Raw genomic sequence first — 15,420 nt, 5'->3', positions numbered from 1 at the left:
TGGCCCTGTCCTCAAAGGTGCGCTGCTGCGCTGAGCGTCGCGGCGAGCCGTGACACGTCGTGCGCCAGGCTCTCCAGGTCCTTGGTGTCCCAGTCGCCAAAGACATGGTCCGTCCGCCGGCGCAGCTCGGCCTGCAGGTCGTGGTGCAACGTCTGACCGCTGGTCGTCAGCGTGACTGTCCGGGCCCTGCGATCGGCGAGGTCGACTGTGCGCTGTGCGTGCCCCTCATCGACGAGCCAAGCGATGTGGCGCGACATGACGCTCCGGTCGATGGCCAAGATCTCGGCCAGGTCGGTCAGCGACATCGGTCCACGATGAGCGAGCGCCTTGAGCGCCATCGCGATTCCCGTGTGCGGGATCCCGGTGACGTGCCGCAGGGCGCTGTTGAGCTCGTACTGCGCCTTGGCAAGACGGCGCGTCGAGTCCATGAGCTGGGCCGCGCTGTGCGGGGCAGTCATGGGACTGATGCCGAGCGGACCGGAGCTGCGGAGCCGGCCTCGAGGTCGGTGAAGGCGCGGTCCACGACCTCGCGCAGCGAGCCGTCGCCATCCCTGGACCACTGGGCCAGGCATAGATCGAGGACACTGACCGACGCGGTGGCAAGCACGCGCGCGGAGGCCGGCGCGCAGCCGTACTCGGCCAGGATCTCCGCGAGTCGGTCGATCTGAGGTCCGCGCGCGCGTCGCAGCTTCGCGCCGACCGCGGGTTGCGACTGCACGAGGAGGAGCCTCGCGCGCATGGGGCCAGGTTCCTGCTCGCCCTGGACGACGACGGGCTCGACCGCGGTACGCAGCCACTGCCACCAGGACGTCGCGGCGTCGCGTCCGGCGACGCCGGCCTCCCTCAGGGGGCGCGCGAAATGGTCATCCGGACCGAGCATCACCGTGACGATCACGTCGTCCTTCGAGCCGAGGTACCGGTAGAAGGTGGGCCGCGAGATCCCAAGGCCCCGGGCGAGGTCATCCGCGGTCAGGCCGTCATACCCGCTCTCAACGATGAGGGCGAACGCGGCCTCCGCGAGCTCGGCGCGCATGACCTCGTGGGCGCGCTCTCGGAGATCGAACGTCATGGCCGTATCCTACCTGATACAGTGTCTCAAACTCGAAACATCATCTCTCAAGTGAGGGCTTCCATGCACGTCGTCACCTCAGACGCCTCCCCATCCCCGTACAGCCGGGCCCGCCAGAACCTCGTCGTGGCTGTCCTGGCGTTCGCCGGGATGGGCGCGGCCTTCATGCAGACGATCCTGATCCCGATCCAGAGCGAGCTGCCCGAGCTCCTCGGCGCGCCCCCGGCGGACACAGCGTGGGTCATCACCGTCACCCTTCTCACCGCCGCCGTCGCGACCCCGATCGCCGGAAAGCTCGGCGACATGTACGGCAAGAGGAAGATCGCGATCATCCTCATGGGGATCCTGGTCCTGGGGTCTCTGATCTGCGCTCTGTCGCCCGGCCTGACCGGCCTGATCGTCGGCCGTGCATTGCAGGGCACCGGGATGGGAGTCATCCCGCTCGGGATCTCCCTGCTGCGTGACGTCGTCGACGCACGTCGACTGGGAACCTCCATCGCACTGGTCAGCGCCACCCTCGGTGTCGGTGGCGCGATCGGTCTGCCGATTAGCGCCGTCGTGACGCAGAACTTCGACTGGCAGATGCTGTTCGTCCTGTCGACCGTGGTGGCGGCCATCGCCATGATCCTGATCATCGCCGTCGTACCGGCGGCGGGGACGCGCACCGGCGGCCGCGTCGATCTCGGCGGCGCCGTCGGACTCGCGATCGGCCTCGTCGGCGTGCTCCTCGCCATCTCGCAGGGCAACACCTGGGGCTGGACCTCGGCCGCAACCCTGTCCAGTGCCGGCATCGGGATCGTCGCGTTCGGTCTGTGGGGCTGGTACGAGCTGCGCCAGGAGAACCCGCTCGTCGACCTGCGCGTGAGCGTCAAGCCCTCCGTGCTGACCACCAACCTTGCCGCCGTCGCGATGGGCTTCGCCCTCTTCTCCTCGAACATCGCCTTCCCGCAGCTCCTTGAGCTCCCGGATGCCGTCGGCGGCCTGGGCCTCGGGCTTCTTCCCGCCAGTCTCGTGCTGATGCCCTCCGGTCTGGCGATGCTCGCCATGTCCCCCATCGCCGGCCGCATCGAGCGGTCGGTGGGCCCGCGCCCGCTCCTCGTCGCCGGAGCCTCGGTGATCGCCGTGGCCTACCTCGTGTGCGTCTTCGCAGACCTGCAGGTGTGGCACATCGCCGTGGTGAACACGATCATCGGCATCGGAATCGGCCTCGGCTACGCCGCCATGCCCGCCCTCATCATGAACGCCGTGCCCCGCAGCGAGACGGGCGCCGCCAACGGTCTCAACACCCTCATGCGAGCCTTCGGCACCACCGTCGCGTCCGCCGTCGTGGGCGCTATCCTCGCGGGCGCGACCGGCAGCAACATGACCTCCTCGTTCTCGATCATCTTCGTCATGGGACTCATCGCAGCCATCGCCTGCGCCGTGCTCGCGTTCCTCATCCCTCACGGCAAGCACCGAGACGCAGCGGCAGACCACGACGTCGCCCCCTCGGAGGCGGACAGCGCGGCCCACACCGAGGGCTCGAAGGTCCTGCCCCTGAACCGCCACTAAACCGGCGGAGTTCACCACCCACCCCGTGCGACCGCCTCCCCACCGGTCGCACGGGGCACCCCCGGCACCCCGGACCACAAAGCACTGGCGCCGCCCACGAGGACGGCACAGGAAGGAACCACCCATGTCCCGCATCGCCAGCATCTCCTCCTCCGAGTGGCAGGAACAGACCACCCCGGGCCGATTCAGCGACAAAACCGTCGTCGTCACCGGCGCGGCCGGCGGCATCGGGCGTGCCACCGCTTCACGCATCGCACGGGAGGGCGGCCGCGTCATCGCCGTGGACCTCTCAGCCGACAAGCTCGAAGAGCTCATCGACTCCCTCCCCGACACGGAGATCTTGACCGTCGCTGGGGACCTGACGCAGCAGGAGACCGTGGACACGGTCGCCAGCGTCGCCGGCGAGCGGATCGACGGCCTCGCCAACGTCGCAGGCATCAACGACGACTTCTCACCGCTGCACGAGACCACCGACGCCATGTGGGACCGGGTCATCGGGGTGAACCTCACCAGCCTCTTCAAGCTCACCCGCGCTGTGCTTCCGGCGATGATCGCCGCCGGCCACGGCTCGATCGTCAACATCGCCAGCGAGGCGGCGCTGCGCGGCAACGCATCCGGCAACGCCTACACCACCTCCAAGCACGGCGTCATCGGCCTGAGCAAATCCGCGGCGTTCATGTACGGGCCCCAGGGAATCCGGGTCAACGTCGTCGCCCCCGGTGGCGTGGCCACCGGGATCCCGTTCCCCCCGAATGTCTCGCAGACCGGGCTCGACCGGCTCCGCCCGTTCCACGGCGCCATCCCCACCACGGCCTCAGCGGCGCAGCTCGCCGCCTCGATCACCTACCTCCTGAGCGACGACGCCGTCAACATCAACGGCGCCGTCCTCCCCTCCGACGGCGGCTGGTCAGTGCAGTAGTCGCTCGGGCACATCAGCGGGCGGGGGCCCTCAGGACAACCACCCCGCCCGCTTCCGTGCGCCCGGCCGGAGTCGTGCACGGAACGATCCCGAGCACGGCTCGGCCAACCACGACACGTCGTCATGGCACGGCCTGCTCGCGCACCGCGACCACGACGTAGCGGCGGATCGCAAGCCCCGGCCCGTTTCGGCACCAAGGCGCTCGGGCCGCTCCGCCGGGACGCTGGCCTTCGAGTTCGCCGATCCAAGGGGGCACTGCCAGTACCTGGAACGGCAGTCACTCCCGCCGCCCCCCGCGCACGACTTCACTTGCAGCAGCCAGCCATCCCCACGTCATCAGGAGCAGCCGTGCCTACCACCGTCCGCGCATACGGAGCCCTCGAGGCCCACGGTCCCATCCAGCCAGTGACGATCGTGCGACGCGACGTCGGCCCCCACGACGTACAGATCGCGATCCGATACTGCGGCATCTGCCACTCCGACATGAACTTCCTGGACAACGAACTGGCGGCCTCTCCCCTGGTTCTCGGCCATGAGATCGTCGGCGAAGTCACCGCGACCGGTGACCAGGTCACCAAGCACGCCGTCGGCGACCGTGTCGGCATCGGCTGCATGGTCGACTCCTGCCGCGAGTGCGCCAACTGCCTGCGCGGCGAGGAGCAGTACTGCCTGAACGGCCACACCCTCGTCTTCAGCAGCCCCGACCGCGACGGCACCATCACCCAGGGCGGGTACTCCCAGCAGATCGTCGCCAACGAGGACTTCGTCCTGTCTGTCCCGACCACCCTCGACGCGGCGGCCGCCGCCCCGCTCCTGTGTGCCGGCGCGACCGTCTACGCGCCGCTCAAGGACTGGAACATCGGCGAAGGCAACGAGGTCGCCATCGTCGGCTTGGGCGGTCTGGGCCATCTGGCCATCAAGTTCGCCAAGGCCAAGGGCGCACGAGTCACAGTGCTGTCACGCAGCGACCGCAAGCGAGACGACGCACTCGCCCTCGGCGCCGACGCCTACTACGCCACCGCAGACCCGGACACGTTTGCCGCTCTCGAGAACACCTTCGACCTCATCATCAACACCGTCAGCGGCAGCATCGACGTCGACGCCCACCTGTCACTGCTCGCACTCGGCGGCGCGCTCGTCAACGCCGGTATCGACCGCGAACCGGTGACCTTCAACATGTACAACGTCATCCGTAACCGACGCAGCTACACCGGTACCCACTTCGGCAGTATCCGCGAGACGCAGGAGATGCTTGATTTCGCCGCCGCGCACAACATCACCGCGCAGATCGAGATGATCGCTGCCAACCAGATCAACGAGGCCTACCAGCGCATCCTCGAGGCCGACGTTCGCTACCGTTTCGTGCTGGACAACGCGACCCTCGCCGACTAAAGGTTCCGTGAGCTCCGCCACCGTGGCGGGGCTCACGGGTGCCCCAGGGTCCTCACCCGAGGTAGCCCGGCCTGTCTCACGGCTCAGGTTTTACCAGGGCTCACGGCGGGCACCGCCGGCCGCCGCGAGACATGCTCCCGGCCGCCGATAGGGGTGCAATCCCTATCGGTGCGCGGCGCCTCCGGCACCGTCCAGCTCGATCTCTTGTAGCCAAGCGGCAACCAGCGACGTTGCCTCCGTGGCCTCTTCGCCCTGCACGGCCAGACCGCGCGAGACGGTTGAGTCCGGGCATATCCGTGCGTAGTCCTCCGCAACGGTCCCCATGCCACTGACGGCGTGGGTAACGAACGGGTGGATCGTCATGCCGGCCAGCTCCACGCCCTCGACGAATGTCCACATGATCATCGGCGCACGCGTGTTCCACACAGGGCTGCCGAGAAGCACTGTGTCGTAGCCCGTGACGTCCGGCAACGGGTTGGCGATGACGGGACGCGCGTCATCTTGCTGCTCTCGACGGTTGCGTTCGACCGTAGCGTCGTAGTTGCGGGAGTAGGGCTCCGTCGCCTCGATCACGTACTCGTCGACGTCGATGAGGCTCTTGATCGTCTCGGCCACCACCTGCGTGTTGCCCACATCAAGGATCGTGCGGTCGCCGTAGTAGTAGTTCTCCCCCGGCCTGGAGAAGTACACCAGCAGGACTCGAGGCCGCCCCTCGACGCTGCCTGGTGTCGACGCCGGTGACGACGTCGGCACGGCCGGTGTGCGGGCCGACGTCGGGGTTCCCGTGGCGCAGGCGCTGGCGAAACTAGCGACCGACGCGCCCCCGAGGATGAATGCCGTGCGCAGCACGGAGCGGCGGTCGTACGTCGTCAAGGTGCCCTCCTTTGCGGGTGCCACACGGGCCGTTCGCGGTTGCCGCGCACACCCGCTGCTAATTGCCGGTGTGTTCGATCAGGGATACAGCCAGGCTGGCCCAGTGGCGCGCTAGTGTCCGCTCGTCGCCGGTGAACTGGGCGGGCGGGTTCTTGACCGTGCCGGGCTTGGGCAGCTTGTGCATCAGAGGGCTTCTCCGTCAGCGGTGATGTCGGATGCTCGTGGCGTCGTCCCGAGGGCTGCGGCCTCGCCGCGGGCGGTCGCGGCCCAGGAGGCGAGGAGCTTGAGGCTGTCGTCGGACGGTGTCCCGGGGAGGGCGGTGTAGACGTTGAGCCTCAGACCTTGGTCGGCGGACAGTTCGAGGGCCTCGTAGTCGAGCTCGAGCGTGCCGACGACCGGATGGTGGAAGACCTTGGTGCCGGTGCGGTGCAAACGCACGTCGTGCGAGGCCCACAGGCGGCGGAAGTCCTCGCTGCGGGTGGACAGCTCGCCGACCAGCGCGGTGAGAGCCTTGTCGTACGGATTGCGTCCGGCTTCGGCGCGCAGAATCGCGACGGCATCGTGTCCCATCCGCTCGTAGCGGTCGCCCCAGAACGCTTGGGCCGCCTGGTGGTCGAGGAAATGGAACCGGGCGGTGTTCACGGGTTTGTCCGCGATGCGCTCGGGCGAGTCGTACAGCGGGGAGTAGAGGGCCCGCCCCAGCGTGTTCGCCCCGAGCACGTCCAGGCGCCCGTTGCGCACGAACGCCGGCGCGCCCTCCATCGCGTCAAGGATCCGCTGGATCGCAGGCCGCAAGACAGCTGCGGGAGTGCGCTTGGCTCGTGAGCGGGCGGCCCCGGACTGATTCGCTGCCCGGGCGAGGTCGAACAGGTGGCCGCGTTCCGCCTCGTCGAGCTGCAGCGCCTGGGCGAGGGCTTCGAGGACTTCTTCGGAGACGCCGCCGAGGTTGCCGCGCTCCAGCCGCGTGTAGTAATCGACGCTCACGCCGGAGAGCATCGCGACCTCTTCCCGGCGCAGCCCAGGAACACGCCGGTTCCCGCCATAGGCGGGCAGCCCCGCCCGCTCGGGCGTGATTCGTGCCCGGCGCGTGGCGAGGAATTCGCGGGTTTCAGCCTTCAGGTCCATACCTTCGAAGGTACGACCGGGTCCCTCTGCCCGGGAGGTACTGGTGGTACCCGGAACACCGAGGACTCCCCCACCCGCAGCCGGAGTCGTCCACTGGATGCCATGACCAGTGCTCCCCCCGTATCCACAACTGCCCGGCCGGCATCGCGCTCCGACCGCCCCGGTCGTGAAGGAACCACGGCGATCTTGGCGATCATTCTCGTGGGCTACTTCATGGTGATCCTTGACAACTCGATCGTCATCACTGGACTCCCGCACATCCGCACCGAGCTCGGCCTGTCGACCGGGACGCTCGCGTGGGTACAGGACGCCTACCTGCTGACCTTCGGTGGGCTGCTGCTCCTGGGCGCCCGCGCCGGAGACATCCTGGGGCGGCGTCGCATGTTCGTCGCCGGGCTGGGGCTGTTCACCCTCGCGTCGGTTGCCGTCGGGCTCGCACCGACCGGATCCACCTTGGTTGCCGCCCGCGCGCTGCAGGGAGTCGGGGCTGCGGTTCTAGCACCCTCGACACTCGCGCTGTTGACGGCGAGCTTCCCCGAGGGGCCTGAGCGCACGAGGGCGACCGCGGCCTACGGAGCGGTGGCCGGGATCGGCGCGAGCGTCGGACTGGTCGTCGGCGGACTGCTCGCCGATCTGGTGTCCTGGAGGGCCGGCTTCTTGGTCAACCTGCCCATCGGGATCGTGATGCTGATCGCCGGTCTGCGTGTCCTGCCAGAGACACCGCGCTCACCGGGACGGTTCGACATCGCCGGCGCGCTGCTCGCTACGGCGGGGCCCGCCGCGCTTGTCTACGGGTTCGTGCGGGCCGGCGACGACGGCTGGGCGGCTCCGGTGCCCCTGGCCTCGATCGGCCTCGGCGTTGTCCTCCTGCTCGGACTCGTCGCCGTCGAGCGCACCGCCCGCCAGCCCGTGATGCCCCTGTCACTCTTCAAGAACCGTGAACGCGTCGGAGCCTACGCAGCCCGCATGCTCTTCATCGGCGCCATGATGGGCTTCTTCCTGCTCACCAGCCAGTACCTGCAGGACGAGCGCGGATTTTCCGCGCTGGCCGCCGGTCTCGCGTTCTTCCCGATGACGGTCGTCAACTTCGTCGTCGCGATCGCCGTCCCCCGCCTGCAGCAGCGCACGAGCGGCCCCCTGCTTCTCGTGGTCGGACTCGTGCTGGCCACCGCCGGCATGGGCTGGCTCGCCGCCATCGACGCCACCACCTCCTACGCGCTCGGCGTCGCCCTCCCCATGGCCCTGATCGGTGCCGGCCAGGGCCTGGCGTTCGGGCCACTCACCGCGTCCGGGATCGCCGGGGTCCGAACCTCCGACGCCGGCGCAGCCTCGGGCATCGTGAACTCCGTCCACCAGCTCGGCGGCGCGCTCGGCATGAGCCTCGTTCTCGCTGTCTCCAGCACCTACCCCGCCGCGATGCTCGCCGGCACCGTCCTGCTCGGCGCAGCACTGCTGGCCGCCACCGTCCTGGTACTGCCCACCGCGACGCGACCGACCGGGCCCTGACGAGCCGGGTACCAGCAGGGCCTGCCTCATTCGCTCGACCGTTCCTAGCGTGGAGAACATGACGACGAACCCGATTCCCACCCTGACGCTGAACAACGGCGTCACGATGCCCGCCCTCGGCTACGGCGTCTTCCAGACCCCGCCCCAGGAGACCGTCGACGCGGTCACGGAGGCGCTGCGCGTCGGCTACCGGCATCTCGACACCGCTGCCGCCTACGGCAACGAGCGTGAGGTCGGCGAGGCACTCCAGCGCTCCGAGATCGACCGCGGCGACGTCGTCGTCGAGACGAAGGTCTGGGCCAGCGACTACGGGTACGACGAGACGCTGCACGCGTTCGAGAAGGCGTCGGCCAAGCTCGGCCTCGAGCAGATCGACATCCTCATCCTCCACCAGGTCGCGGCCAACCTGTTCGACCGGACGATCGACGCCTACCGCGCGCTCGAGCGGCTCCTGGCCGACGGCCGCGTGCGCGCCATCGGCGTCAGCAACTTCCCCATCGCGCGTCTGGAGCAGCTCATGGACGCGACCGATGTCGTCCCCCACCTCAACCAGGTCGAACTGCACCCGTACCACTCCCAGCCGGCGCTCCAGGCCTTCCATCGCGAGCACGGCATCCTCACCCAGGCCTGGTCGCCGATCGGCGGCATCACCTTCTACCCCGGCCCCTGGGGCGACGACCGGCGCAGCGTCATGGACGACCCGACGATCCGCGAGATCGCCGCCGCCCACGGCGCCACGCCCGCACAAGTCATGCTGCGCTGGCACGTGCAGCAGGGACGCTCCGCCATCCCCAAGTCGGTGAACCCCGACCGAATCCGCCAGAACCTCGACGTCGCAGGTTTCACCCTCTCGGCCGACGAGCTCGCCCGCATCGACGCCCTCGACACCGGCACACCGTCCGGCCCCGCGCCCGAGCGCGAGTTCGACGCCACCATGCTCTTCCCGATCCCCGAAGCCTGAGGAGACGACCATGCAGTATCGACCGCTCGGACGCACCGGCGTCCAGGTCAGCCCGCTGACCCTCGGCGCCATGATGTTCGGCCCCTGGGGCAACGACGACCACGAGGACTCTGTCCGCATCATCCACCGCGCGCTCGACGCCGGGATCAACTTCATCGACACCGCCGACGTGTACTCCGCCGGCGTCTCCGAGGAGATCGTGGGCGAGGCCCTCAAGGGCCGACGCGACGAGGTGTTCCTCGCGTCCAAGTTCTTCATGCCGATGGGCGAGGACCCGAACCACCGCGGCGGGTCACGCCGCTGGATCATGCGCGCCGTCGAGGACTCGCTGCGCCGCCTCGGCACCGACCACCTCGACCTGTACCAGGTGCACCGGCCCGACCCCGCCGTCGACGTCACCGAGACGCTCGGCGCCCTGACCGACCTCGTGCGGCAGGGCAAGATCCGCTACATCGGGTCCTCGTCATACTCCGGGTCGCAGATCGTCGAGGCCCAGTGGGCCTCCCGGGAGGGTCACCTCGAGCGGTTTGTCACCGAGCAGCCGCCCTACTCGATCCTCGTGCGCGGCATCGAGGAAGACGTGCTGCCCGCCGTGCAGCGCCACGGCATGGGGACCCTCACCTACAGCCCGCTCAGCGGCGGCTGGCTGTCGGGCCGGTGGCGCAAGGGCGCCGACGCCGCCCCCACGTCGAGCGCGCGCCCGGGCGCCCGCTTCGACATGAGCAGCCCGGCGAACCAGCGCAAGCTCGACATCGTCGAGGAGCTTGCCCAGCTCGCGGAGCAGGCAGGGTTGTCGTTGATCGAGATGTCGATCGCCTGGGTGATCCGCCACCCCGGCGTCACCTCCGCGATCGTCGGCCCCCGCACCATGGAGCAGCTCGAGGCCTACCTGCCCGCCCTGGACGTCAGCCTCACCGATGACGTCCTCGACCGGATCGACGAGCTCGTCGCTCCCGGCGTCACCGTCAACCCCGACGACAACAGCTACGGCACTCACGAGCTCACCCCGGCCGCACGCCGCCGCTGACCCCAGCTCCCCGCCCACCGGCAGGAAACACCCCCAGCACCACCGAGAGGCTCTACCACCCATGCGAGCAACATTCATGTACGGACCCGGCGACGTCCGTGTCGAGGAGGTCCCCGACCCCACGATCGTCGAGCCGACAGACGCGGTCGTCCGCGTCACCCTGGCCTGCGTCTGCGGTTCCGACCTACACCCCTACCGGTCGATGCCGGCCACCGACGATGGCGCCCCGATGGGGCACGAGTTCCTCGGCGTCGTCGAGCAGGTGGGTGACGCCGTCACTGACCTGGCGCCCGGAGACCTGGTCGTGTCCCCGTTCGCCTTCTCCGACAACACCTGCCCGTTCTGCCAGGACGGATTCCACACCGCCTGCCAGCACGGCGGCTGGTACGGCGCCGGCGGCGTCGGCGGCGCGCAGGCGGAGAAGATCCGGGTCCCGCAGGCGTCCGGCACGCTGGTGAAGCTTCCGTCCGACGTGGACGAGTCACAGCTGCCCGGCCTGCTGACCCTCGCCGACGTCTACCTCACCGGCTACCACGCCGCCTTCATGGCCAAGGTGCGCCCCGGTCAGACCGTCGCCGTGATCGGCGACGGCGCGGTCGGCCTGTCCGCCGTCCTGGCAGCGAAGCAGATGGGCGCCGACAAGATCATCCTCATGGGCCGGCACACCGACCGCACCGACCTCGGCAGAAAGTTCGGAGCGACGGACGTCGTCGCCGAGCGCGGCGCCGAGGGCGTCGCCAAGGTCATGGACCTCACGGGCGGCGAGGGCTCGCACGTCGTGCTCGAGGCCGTCGGCCACATGCCCGCCTACGAGCAGGCGTACGGGATCGTGCGTCCGGGAGGCGTGATCTCCCGCGTCGGCGTGCCGCAGTACGAGGACGCGCCCGTGGGCTTCGGGTCGTTGTTCGGCAAGAACGCGACCCTCAACGGCGGGCCCGCCCCGGTGCGCGCCTACATCGAGGCCGCGATCCCCCAGGTGCTCAGCGGCGAGATCGACCCCGGCCTGGTCTTCGACGCCGAGGTGTCGCTCGACGACGTGGCCGAGGGCTACCGCCTCATGGACTCGCGCGAGAAGCTCAAGGTGCTCGTGCGTCCGTGACTCCCGCGGGAGGGCGGGTCACCGGATCCGCCCTCCCGTCCGTTCCCGGGCGAGCGCCTGGGAAGCGCCAACCACCGAACCCGGAGGAGCACAGCGATGCCCACCCAGGCCGCCCGCGAGAACCACGACGCACTGTTCGGAGACCGCACCTCGACCCTGGCGCGGACCGACCCGGAGCTCATCGAGTACTTCGACGACTTCGCGTTCGACGACGTCCAGCAGGACGCCCCGCTCGAGCCGAGGACGCGCACCTTGGTCCAGCTCGCGGCGTTGATCGCCTGCGGCGCGCTCGGCGAGTTCCGCGTGCTGGCGGGAGGAGCGCTGCGCGTGGGGGTGACGCCGGTCGAGCTCAAGGAGGTGGTGTACCAGGCGGTGCCGTACGTCGGCATGGGCCGGGTGTTCGACTTCCTGCACGCCACCAACGAGCTGCTCACCGAGCGCGGCGTTGAGCTGCCGCTGCCTGGGCAGTCCACCACGACGCGCGCGACCCGCGCCGAGCGGGGACTCGCTGTCCAGAAGCAGATCATCGGGGACGAGGCGGTCGACGCGATGTACGCCCACGCCCCGTCCGACGAGCAACACATCCAGCGGTACCTGTCGGCGAACTGCTTCGGCGACCACTACACCCGCAACGGGATCGACGTCCCCACCCGCGAACTGCTCACCCTGTCCATGCTGGTTTCCCTCGGCGGGGCCGACCCCCAGGTCGCCGGCCATGTGCGCGCCAACCTGCGCGTCGGCAACGACCGGGCCATGCTGATCGCGGTGATCACCCAGCTGCTGCCGTACGTGGGCTACCCCCGCACCCTGAACGCGCTGCGCGCGCTCGACGACGTCGCCCCCGCCGTATCGCACGAGAACTGACCGCAGGAGGATTCGTGTCTGCTCGCACCTGGCTCATCACCGGCGTCAGCTCAGGCTTCGGCCATGAGCTGACCACACAGCTGCTCGAACGCGGCGACAAAGTCGTCGGCACCGTGCGCTCCGCCGAGAAGGTCGCCGACCTGTCAGGCCGGTACCCGGACACCTTCCGTGCACCGTTGCTCGACGTCACCGACCCCGCAGCCGTACGCGACGTCGTCGACCGTGCCTTCGCCGGAACGCTCTTCGACGACGACGGTCGGGTCGACGTCGTGGTCTCCAACGCCGGCTACGGACTGTTCGGCGCCGCCGAGGAGCTCAGCGACGCCCAGGTCGACCGCATGATCGCCACGAACCTGCGCGGCTCGATCGCGCTGATCCGCGCCACGCTGCCGCACCTGCGCACCCAGGGAGGTGGGCGCATCGTGCAGATCTCCTCCTACGGCGGCCAGGTCGCCTTCGCCGGCAACTCGATGTACCACGCCACCAAGTGGGGCATCGAAGGGTTCGCCGAGGCCGTGGCCCAGGAGGTCGCAGGGTTCGGTATCGGCATCACGATCGTCGAGCCCGGCGGGGCCCGCACCGAGTTCCGCTACGGCTCCGCCCAGGTCGCCGAGCTCATGGACGCCTACGACGACACCCCCGCGCACGCCTTCCTCGCCATGCTCGACCCCGCCAACGGCCTCGCACCCGGCGACCCGGCCCGCATGGCCGCACGCATCATCGAGTCCGTCGACGTCGAGCCCGCACCCCTGCGCCTCGTGCTCGGTTCCCAGGCGCTGGACAGCACCATCGACACCCTCCGCCGCCGCGTCGACGGCTTCGAGGCGCAACGCGACCTTGCGGCGTCCACCGACTTCCCCGCCGGCGAATGACGCCCCCGAACCCAAGGAGAACACCATGACCGACTGGAACCCCGACGACCTGGCAGCCATCGACGCCGACGGCGAGCTACGCGTCGCCGCCCACCGCCCCGACGGCACCCTGCGCAACCCTCGTATCGTGTGGCACGTCGTCGTCGACGACGACCTGTACATCCGATCCGTACGCGGCACCGAAGGCGCCTGGTACCGCGGCGTCCAGCGCACCGGCACCGGCCAGATCGACTCCGGCGGCATCCACGCGGACGTCACCTTCACCCACGACGACAGCCGCGACGACGCCATCGATCGCGCCTATCACGCCAAGTACGGCAACGGCTCCGCCGTCGAGGCCATCACCAGCCCCGCGGCCACCGCCACCACCCTGCGCATCGACCCGCGCTGACCAACCCGCCCGGCGACACGCGGCACGGGCACTGCGCCTCCCGGTCGGTGCTCCTGGGCTCGAGGAACAGGAGGACCGATGATCGGGCTGGAGCTGGTCGTGATCCTCGGCGCCGTGATCCTCGCGTGCGGGGTACTCGCGCACCGTACCGGTGTCGCCGGACCCGTCCTGCTCCTGGTCGCGGGAATCGCACTCGGCTTCGCGCCGGCCCTGCGGGACGTCCACCTGCCACCCGAGCTCATGCTCCTGGTGTTCCTGCCCCTCCTTCTCTACTGGGAAGCACTCACCTCCTCGTTGCGCGAGATCCGCGCCACCTTCCGAGGGGTCGTCCTGACCAGCACGCTGCTCGTCGGGCTCACGGCAGGCGCCGTCGCAGTGACGGCGCACGCACTCGGGCTGCCCTGGGGGCCCGCCTGGGTGCTCGGAGCGGCACTTGCCCCCACCGACGCCACCGCCGTGGGAGCCCTGGCCCGCGCACTGCCTCGCCGGACCATGACCGTGCTGCGCGCCGAGGGGCTCGTCAACGACGGCACCGCCCTCGTGATCTACGGGGTCGCCGTCGGCGTCACGGTCGGCGAGGAGACACTGACGGCCGGTCACGTCGCCGGGCTGTTCGCCGTCTCCTACCTCGGCGGGATCGCGATCGGGCTGGCGACCGCCGCCGCGGCCGGGTTCGCCCGGCAGCGCATCCACGACCCCGTGCTCAGCAACGTCCTCACACTCCTGCTGCCGTTCACCGCCTACCTCCTGGCGGAGCTGATCGAGGCCTCCGGCGTCCTCGCCGTCGTCGTCGCAGGGCTCGTGATGAGCCAGCTCGGGCCACGCCTCGGCTCGGCCGCGATCCGTCAGCAGTCCACCCCGTTCTGGACCCTCACCACTTACCTCGTCAACGCCGCCCTGTTCGTCCTGGTCGGCATCGAGGTCCAGTCCGCAGTCCGCGGCCTGACCAGCACCGACCTCCTGACGGCCGCCATCGGAGTCGTCGCCGTGTACCTGGTCCTCGTCGCGGTGCGGTACACCTTCCTCGTCGCCTCCGCCTACACGATCCGGCTCCTGGACCGTCGCCCATCACAGCGCACACGTCGGGTCTCCAACCGTGCCCGGGTGGTCTCCACCATGGCGGGCTTCCGCGGCGCAGTCTCCCTCGCCGTCGCCCTCTCGATCCCCACCACCCTTGCCTCCGGGGCAACCTTCCCCGACCGGGACCTCATCGTCTTCATCACCGTCGGCGTCGTCACCGCCACCCTCGTGATACAAGGTCTCCTGCTAGGGTCCACGGTCCGGTGGGCACGCCTGCCCGACGACGACGGCGTGGACCAGGAACGCCAGCTCGCCGAGGTCACCGCAACCGAAGAAGCCCTGGCGGCCCTCGACGAGATCGCTTCTGACCTCGGCACCGACCCGGCCGTCGTCGACCGGCTACGCGGCGAGTATGAAGAGCACCTGCTCGTCTTGCGCGCCCGAGCCGGCGCACCGGAAACACCTGCCTCCGCGGCCCGACTGGACGAGGAATACACCCGGCTGCGACTTGCGCTCCTCGCCCGAAAACGCGACGTCGTGATCCGACTGCGCGACAACCGCGACATCGACGACACCGTCCTCCGCCAGGTTCAAGCCCGCCTCGACGTCGAAGAACTCCGCCTCGGGCCCCTACCTACCGACCGCGACTAAACCACGGCCGCAGCACAGACGCTCAGCGTCGTCGCACATGAGCGGCTCAGGCTCAGTCTCCGAACTGATCCGGAAGGGCGAAAGTCGGAGCTATCGCGGA

At 69.5% G+C, this 15,420-nt stretch carries 16 protein-coding genes; 11 read left to right on the top strand and 5 right to left on the bottom strand.

Features of this window, described 5'->3' with window-relative positions:
• Positions 1-11: 11 nt before the first annotated feature.
• Both ACFQ80_RS05850 and ACFQ80_RS05845 read right to left on the bottom strand, forming a co-directional pair.
• A complete protein-coding gene (locus tag ACFQ80_RS05850) occupies positions 12-458 on the bottom strand; it encodes a MarR family winged helix-turn-helix transcriptional regulator (protein ID WP_430562931.1) in 447 nt (148 codons plus the stop codon).
• Positions 455-1,069: a TetR/AcrR family transcriptional regulator gene (locus ACFQ80_RS05845; RefSeq protein ID WP_430562930.1), complete on the bottom strand. Its 615-nt coding sequence runs from the start codon at positions 1,067-1,069 to the stop codon at positions 455-457. The genes ACFQ80_RS05850 and ACFQ80_RS05845 overlap by 4 nt, the downstream gene beginning before the upstream one ends.
• A 63-nt stretch (positions 1,070-1,132) precedes the next feature.
• On the opposite strand from ACFQ80_RS05845, the gene ACFQ80_RS05840 reads away from it, so the two are divergent.
• From ACFQ80_RS05840 to ACFQ80_RS05830, 3 genes are all read left to right on the top strand, one after another.
• Positions 1,133-2,620, top strand: a complete 1,488-nt coding sequence (locus ACFQ80_RS05840) for an MFS transporter (protein WP_430562929.1) — start codon at positions 1,133-1,135, stop codon at positions 2,618-2,620.
• A gap of 124 nt (positions 2,621-2,744) precedes the next feature.
• Positions 2,745-3,539, top strand: coding sequence for an SDR family NAD(P)-dependent oxidoreductase (locus tag ACFQ80_RS05835; RefSeq protein WP_430562928.1), 795 nt, complete (start codon positions 2,745-2,747; stop codon positions 3,537-3,539).
• 348 nt (positions 3,540-3,887) lie between these two features.
• Complete coding sequence (locus ACFQ80_RS05830; RefSeq protein ID WP_430562927.1) at positions 3,888-4,931, top strand: NAD(P)-dependent alcohol dehydrogenase; 1,044 nt, start codon at positions 3,888-3,890, stop codon at positions 4,929-4,931.
• 162 nt (positions 4,932-5,093) lie between these two features.
• On the opposite strand, the gene ACFQ80_RS05825 is transcribed toward ACFQ80_RS05830, so the two are convergent.
• The 3 genes from ACFQ80_RS05825 to ACFQ80_RS05815 are packed head-to-tail and all read right to left on the bottom strand — an operon-like array spanning position 5,094 to position 6,929.
• The gene (locus ACFQ80_RS05825) at positions 5,094-5,804 is read right to left on the bottom strand and encodes a flavodoxin (RefSeq protein WP_430562926.1); all 711 of its coding nucleotides are present in this window, start codon (positions 5,802-5,804) and stop codon (positions 5,094-5,096) included.
• A gap of 58 nt (positions 5,805-5,862) precedes the next feature.
• Complete coding sequence (locus tag ACFQ80_RS05820) at positions 5,863-5,988, bottom strand: hypothetical protein (protein ID WP_430562925.1); 126 nt, start codon at positions 5,986-5,988, stop codon at positions 5,863-5,865.
• Positions 5,988-6,929 (bottom strand): helix-turn-helix transcriptional regulator, encoded by a 942-nt coding sequence (locus tag ACFQ80_RS05815; RefSeq protein WP_430562924.1) that lies wholly within the window; start codon positions 6,927-6,929, stop codon positions 5,988-5,990. Before ACFQ80_RS05815 ends, ACFQ80_RS05820 begins: the two co-directional genes overlap by 1 nt.
• 186 nt (positions 6,930-7,115) lie before the next feature.
• Here ACFQ80_RS05815 and ACFQ80_RS05810 point away from each other — a divergent pair, with 186 nt between their 5' ends.
• From ACFQ80_RS05810 to ACFQ80_RS05775, 8 genes are all read left to right on the top strand, one after another.
• A complete protein-coding gene (locus tag ACFQ80_RS05810; RefSeq protein ID WP_430562923.1) occupies positions 7,116-8,435 on the top strand; it encodes an MFS transporter in 1,320 nt (439 codons plus the stop codon).
• Positions 8,436-8,493: 58 nt separating this feature from the next.
• Positions 8,494-9,396 carry an aldo/keto reductase gene (locus tag ACFQ80_RS05805; RefSeq protein ID WP_430562922.1) on the top strand — a complete coding sequence of 301 codons (903 nt, stop codon included), beginning with the start codon at positions 8,494-8,496 and terminating at the stop codon, positions 9,394-9,396.
• Positions 9,397-9,406: 10 nt separating this feature from the next.
• Positions 9,407-10,423: an aldo/keto reductase gene (locus ACFQ80_RS05800; RefSeq protein WP_430562921.1), complete on the top strand. Its 1,017-nt coding sequence runs from the start codon at positions 9,407-9,409 to the stop codon at positions 10,421-10,423.
• 61 nt (positions 10,424-10,484) lie between these two features.
• A complete protein-coding gene (locus tag ACFQ80_RS05795) occupies positions 10,485-11,522 on the top strand; it encodes a zinc-binding dehydrogenase (RefSeq protein ID WP_430562920.1) in 1,038 nt (345 codons plus the stop codon).
• Positions 11,523-11,618: 96 nt separating this feature from the next.
• On the top strand, positions 11,619-12,386 hold the full coding sequence (locus ACFQ80_RS05790; RefSeq protein WP_430562919.1) for a carboxymuconolactone decarboxylase family protein: 768 nt from the start codon (positions 11,619-11,621) through the stop codon (positions 12,384-12,386).
• A gap of 14 nt (positions 12,387-12,400) precedes the next feature.
• A complete protein-coding gene (locus ACFQ80_RS05785) occupies positions 12,401-13,258 on the top strand; it encodes an SDR family oxidoreductase (protein ID WP_430562918.1) in 858 nt (285 codons plus the stop codon).
• 25 nt (positions 13,259-13,283) lie between these two features.
• On the top strand, positions 13,284-13,649 hold the full coding sequence (locus ACFQ80_RS05780) for a DUF2255 family protein (RefSeq protein WP_430562917.1): 366 nt from the start codon (positions 13,284-13,286) through the stop codon (positions 13,647-13,649).
• Between the two features lie 78 nt (positions 13,650-13,727).
• Entirely contained in the window at positions 13,728-15,320 is a 1,593-nt protein-coding gene (locus ACFQ80_RS05775; protein ID WP_430562916.1) for a Na+/H+ antiporter, read from the top strand.
• Positions 15,321-15,420: the final 100 nt, after the last annotated feature.

It is taken from the genome of Isoptericola sp. NPDC056578, assembly GCF_042793275.1.
Taxonomy (GTDB): Bacteria; Actinomycetota; Actinomycetes; order Actinomycetales; family Cellulomonadaceae; genus Isoptericola.
The sequence above is the reverse complement of the archived record's forward strand: the minus strand, read 5'-3'. Positions and strand labels throughout refer to the sequence as shown.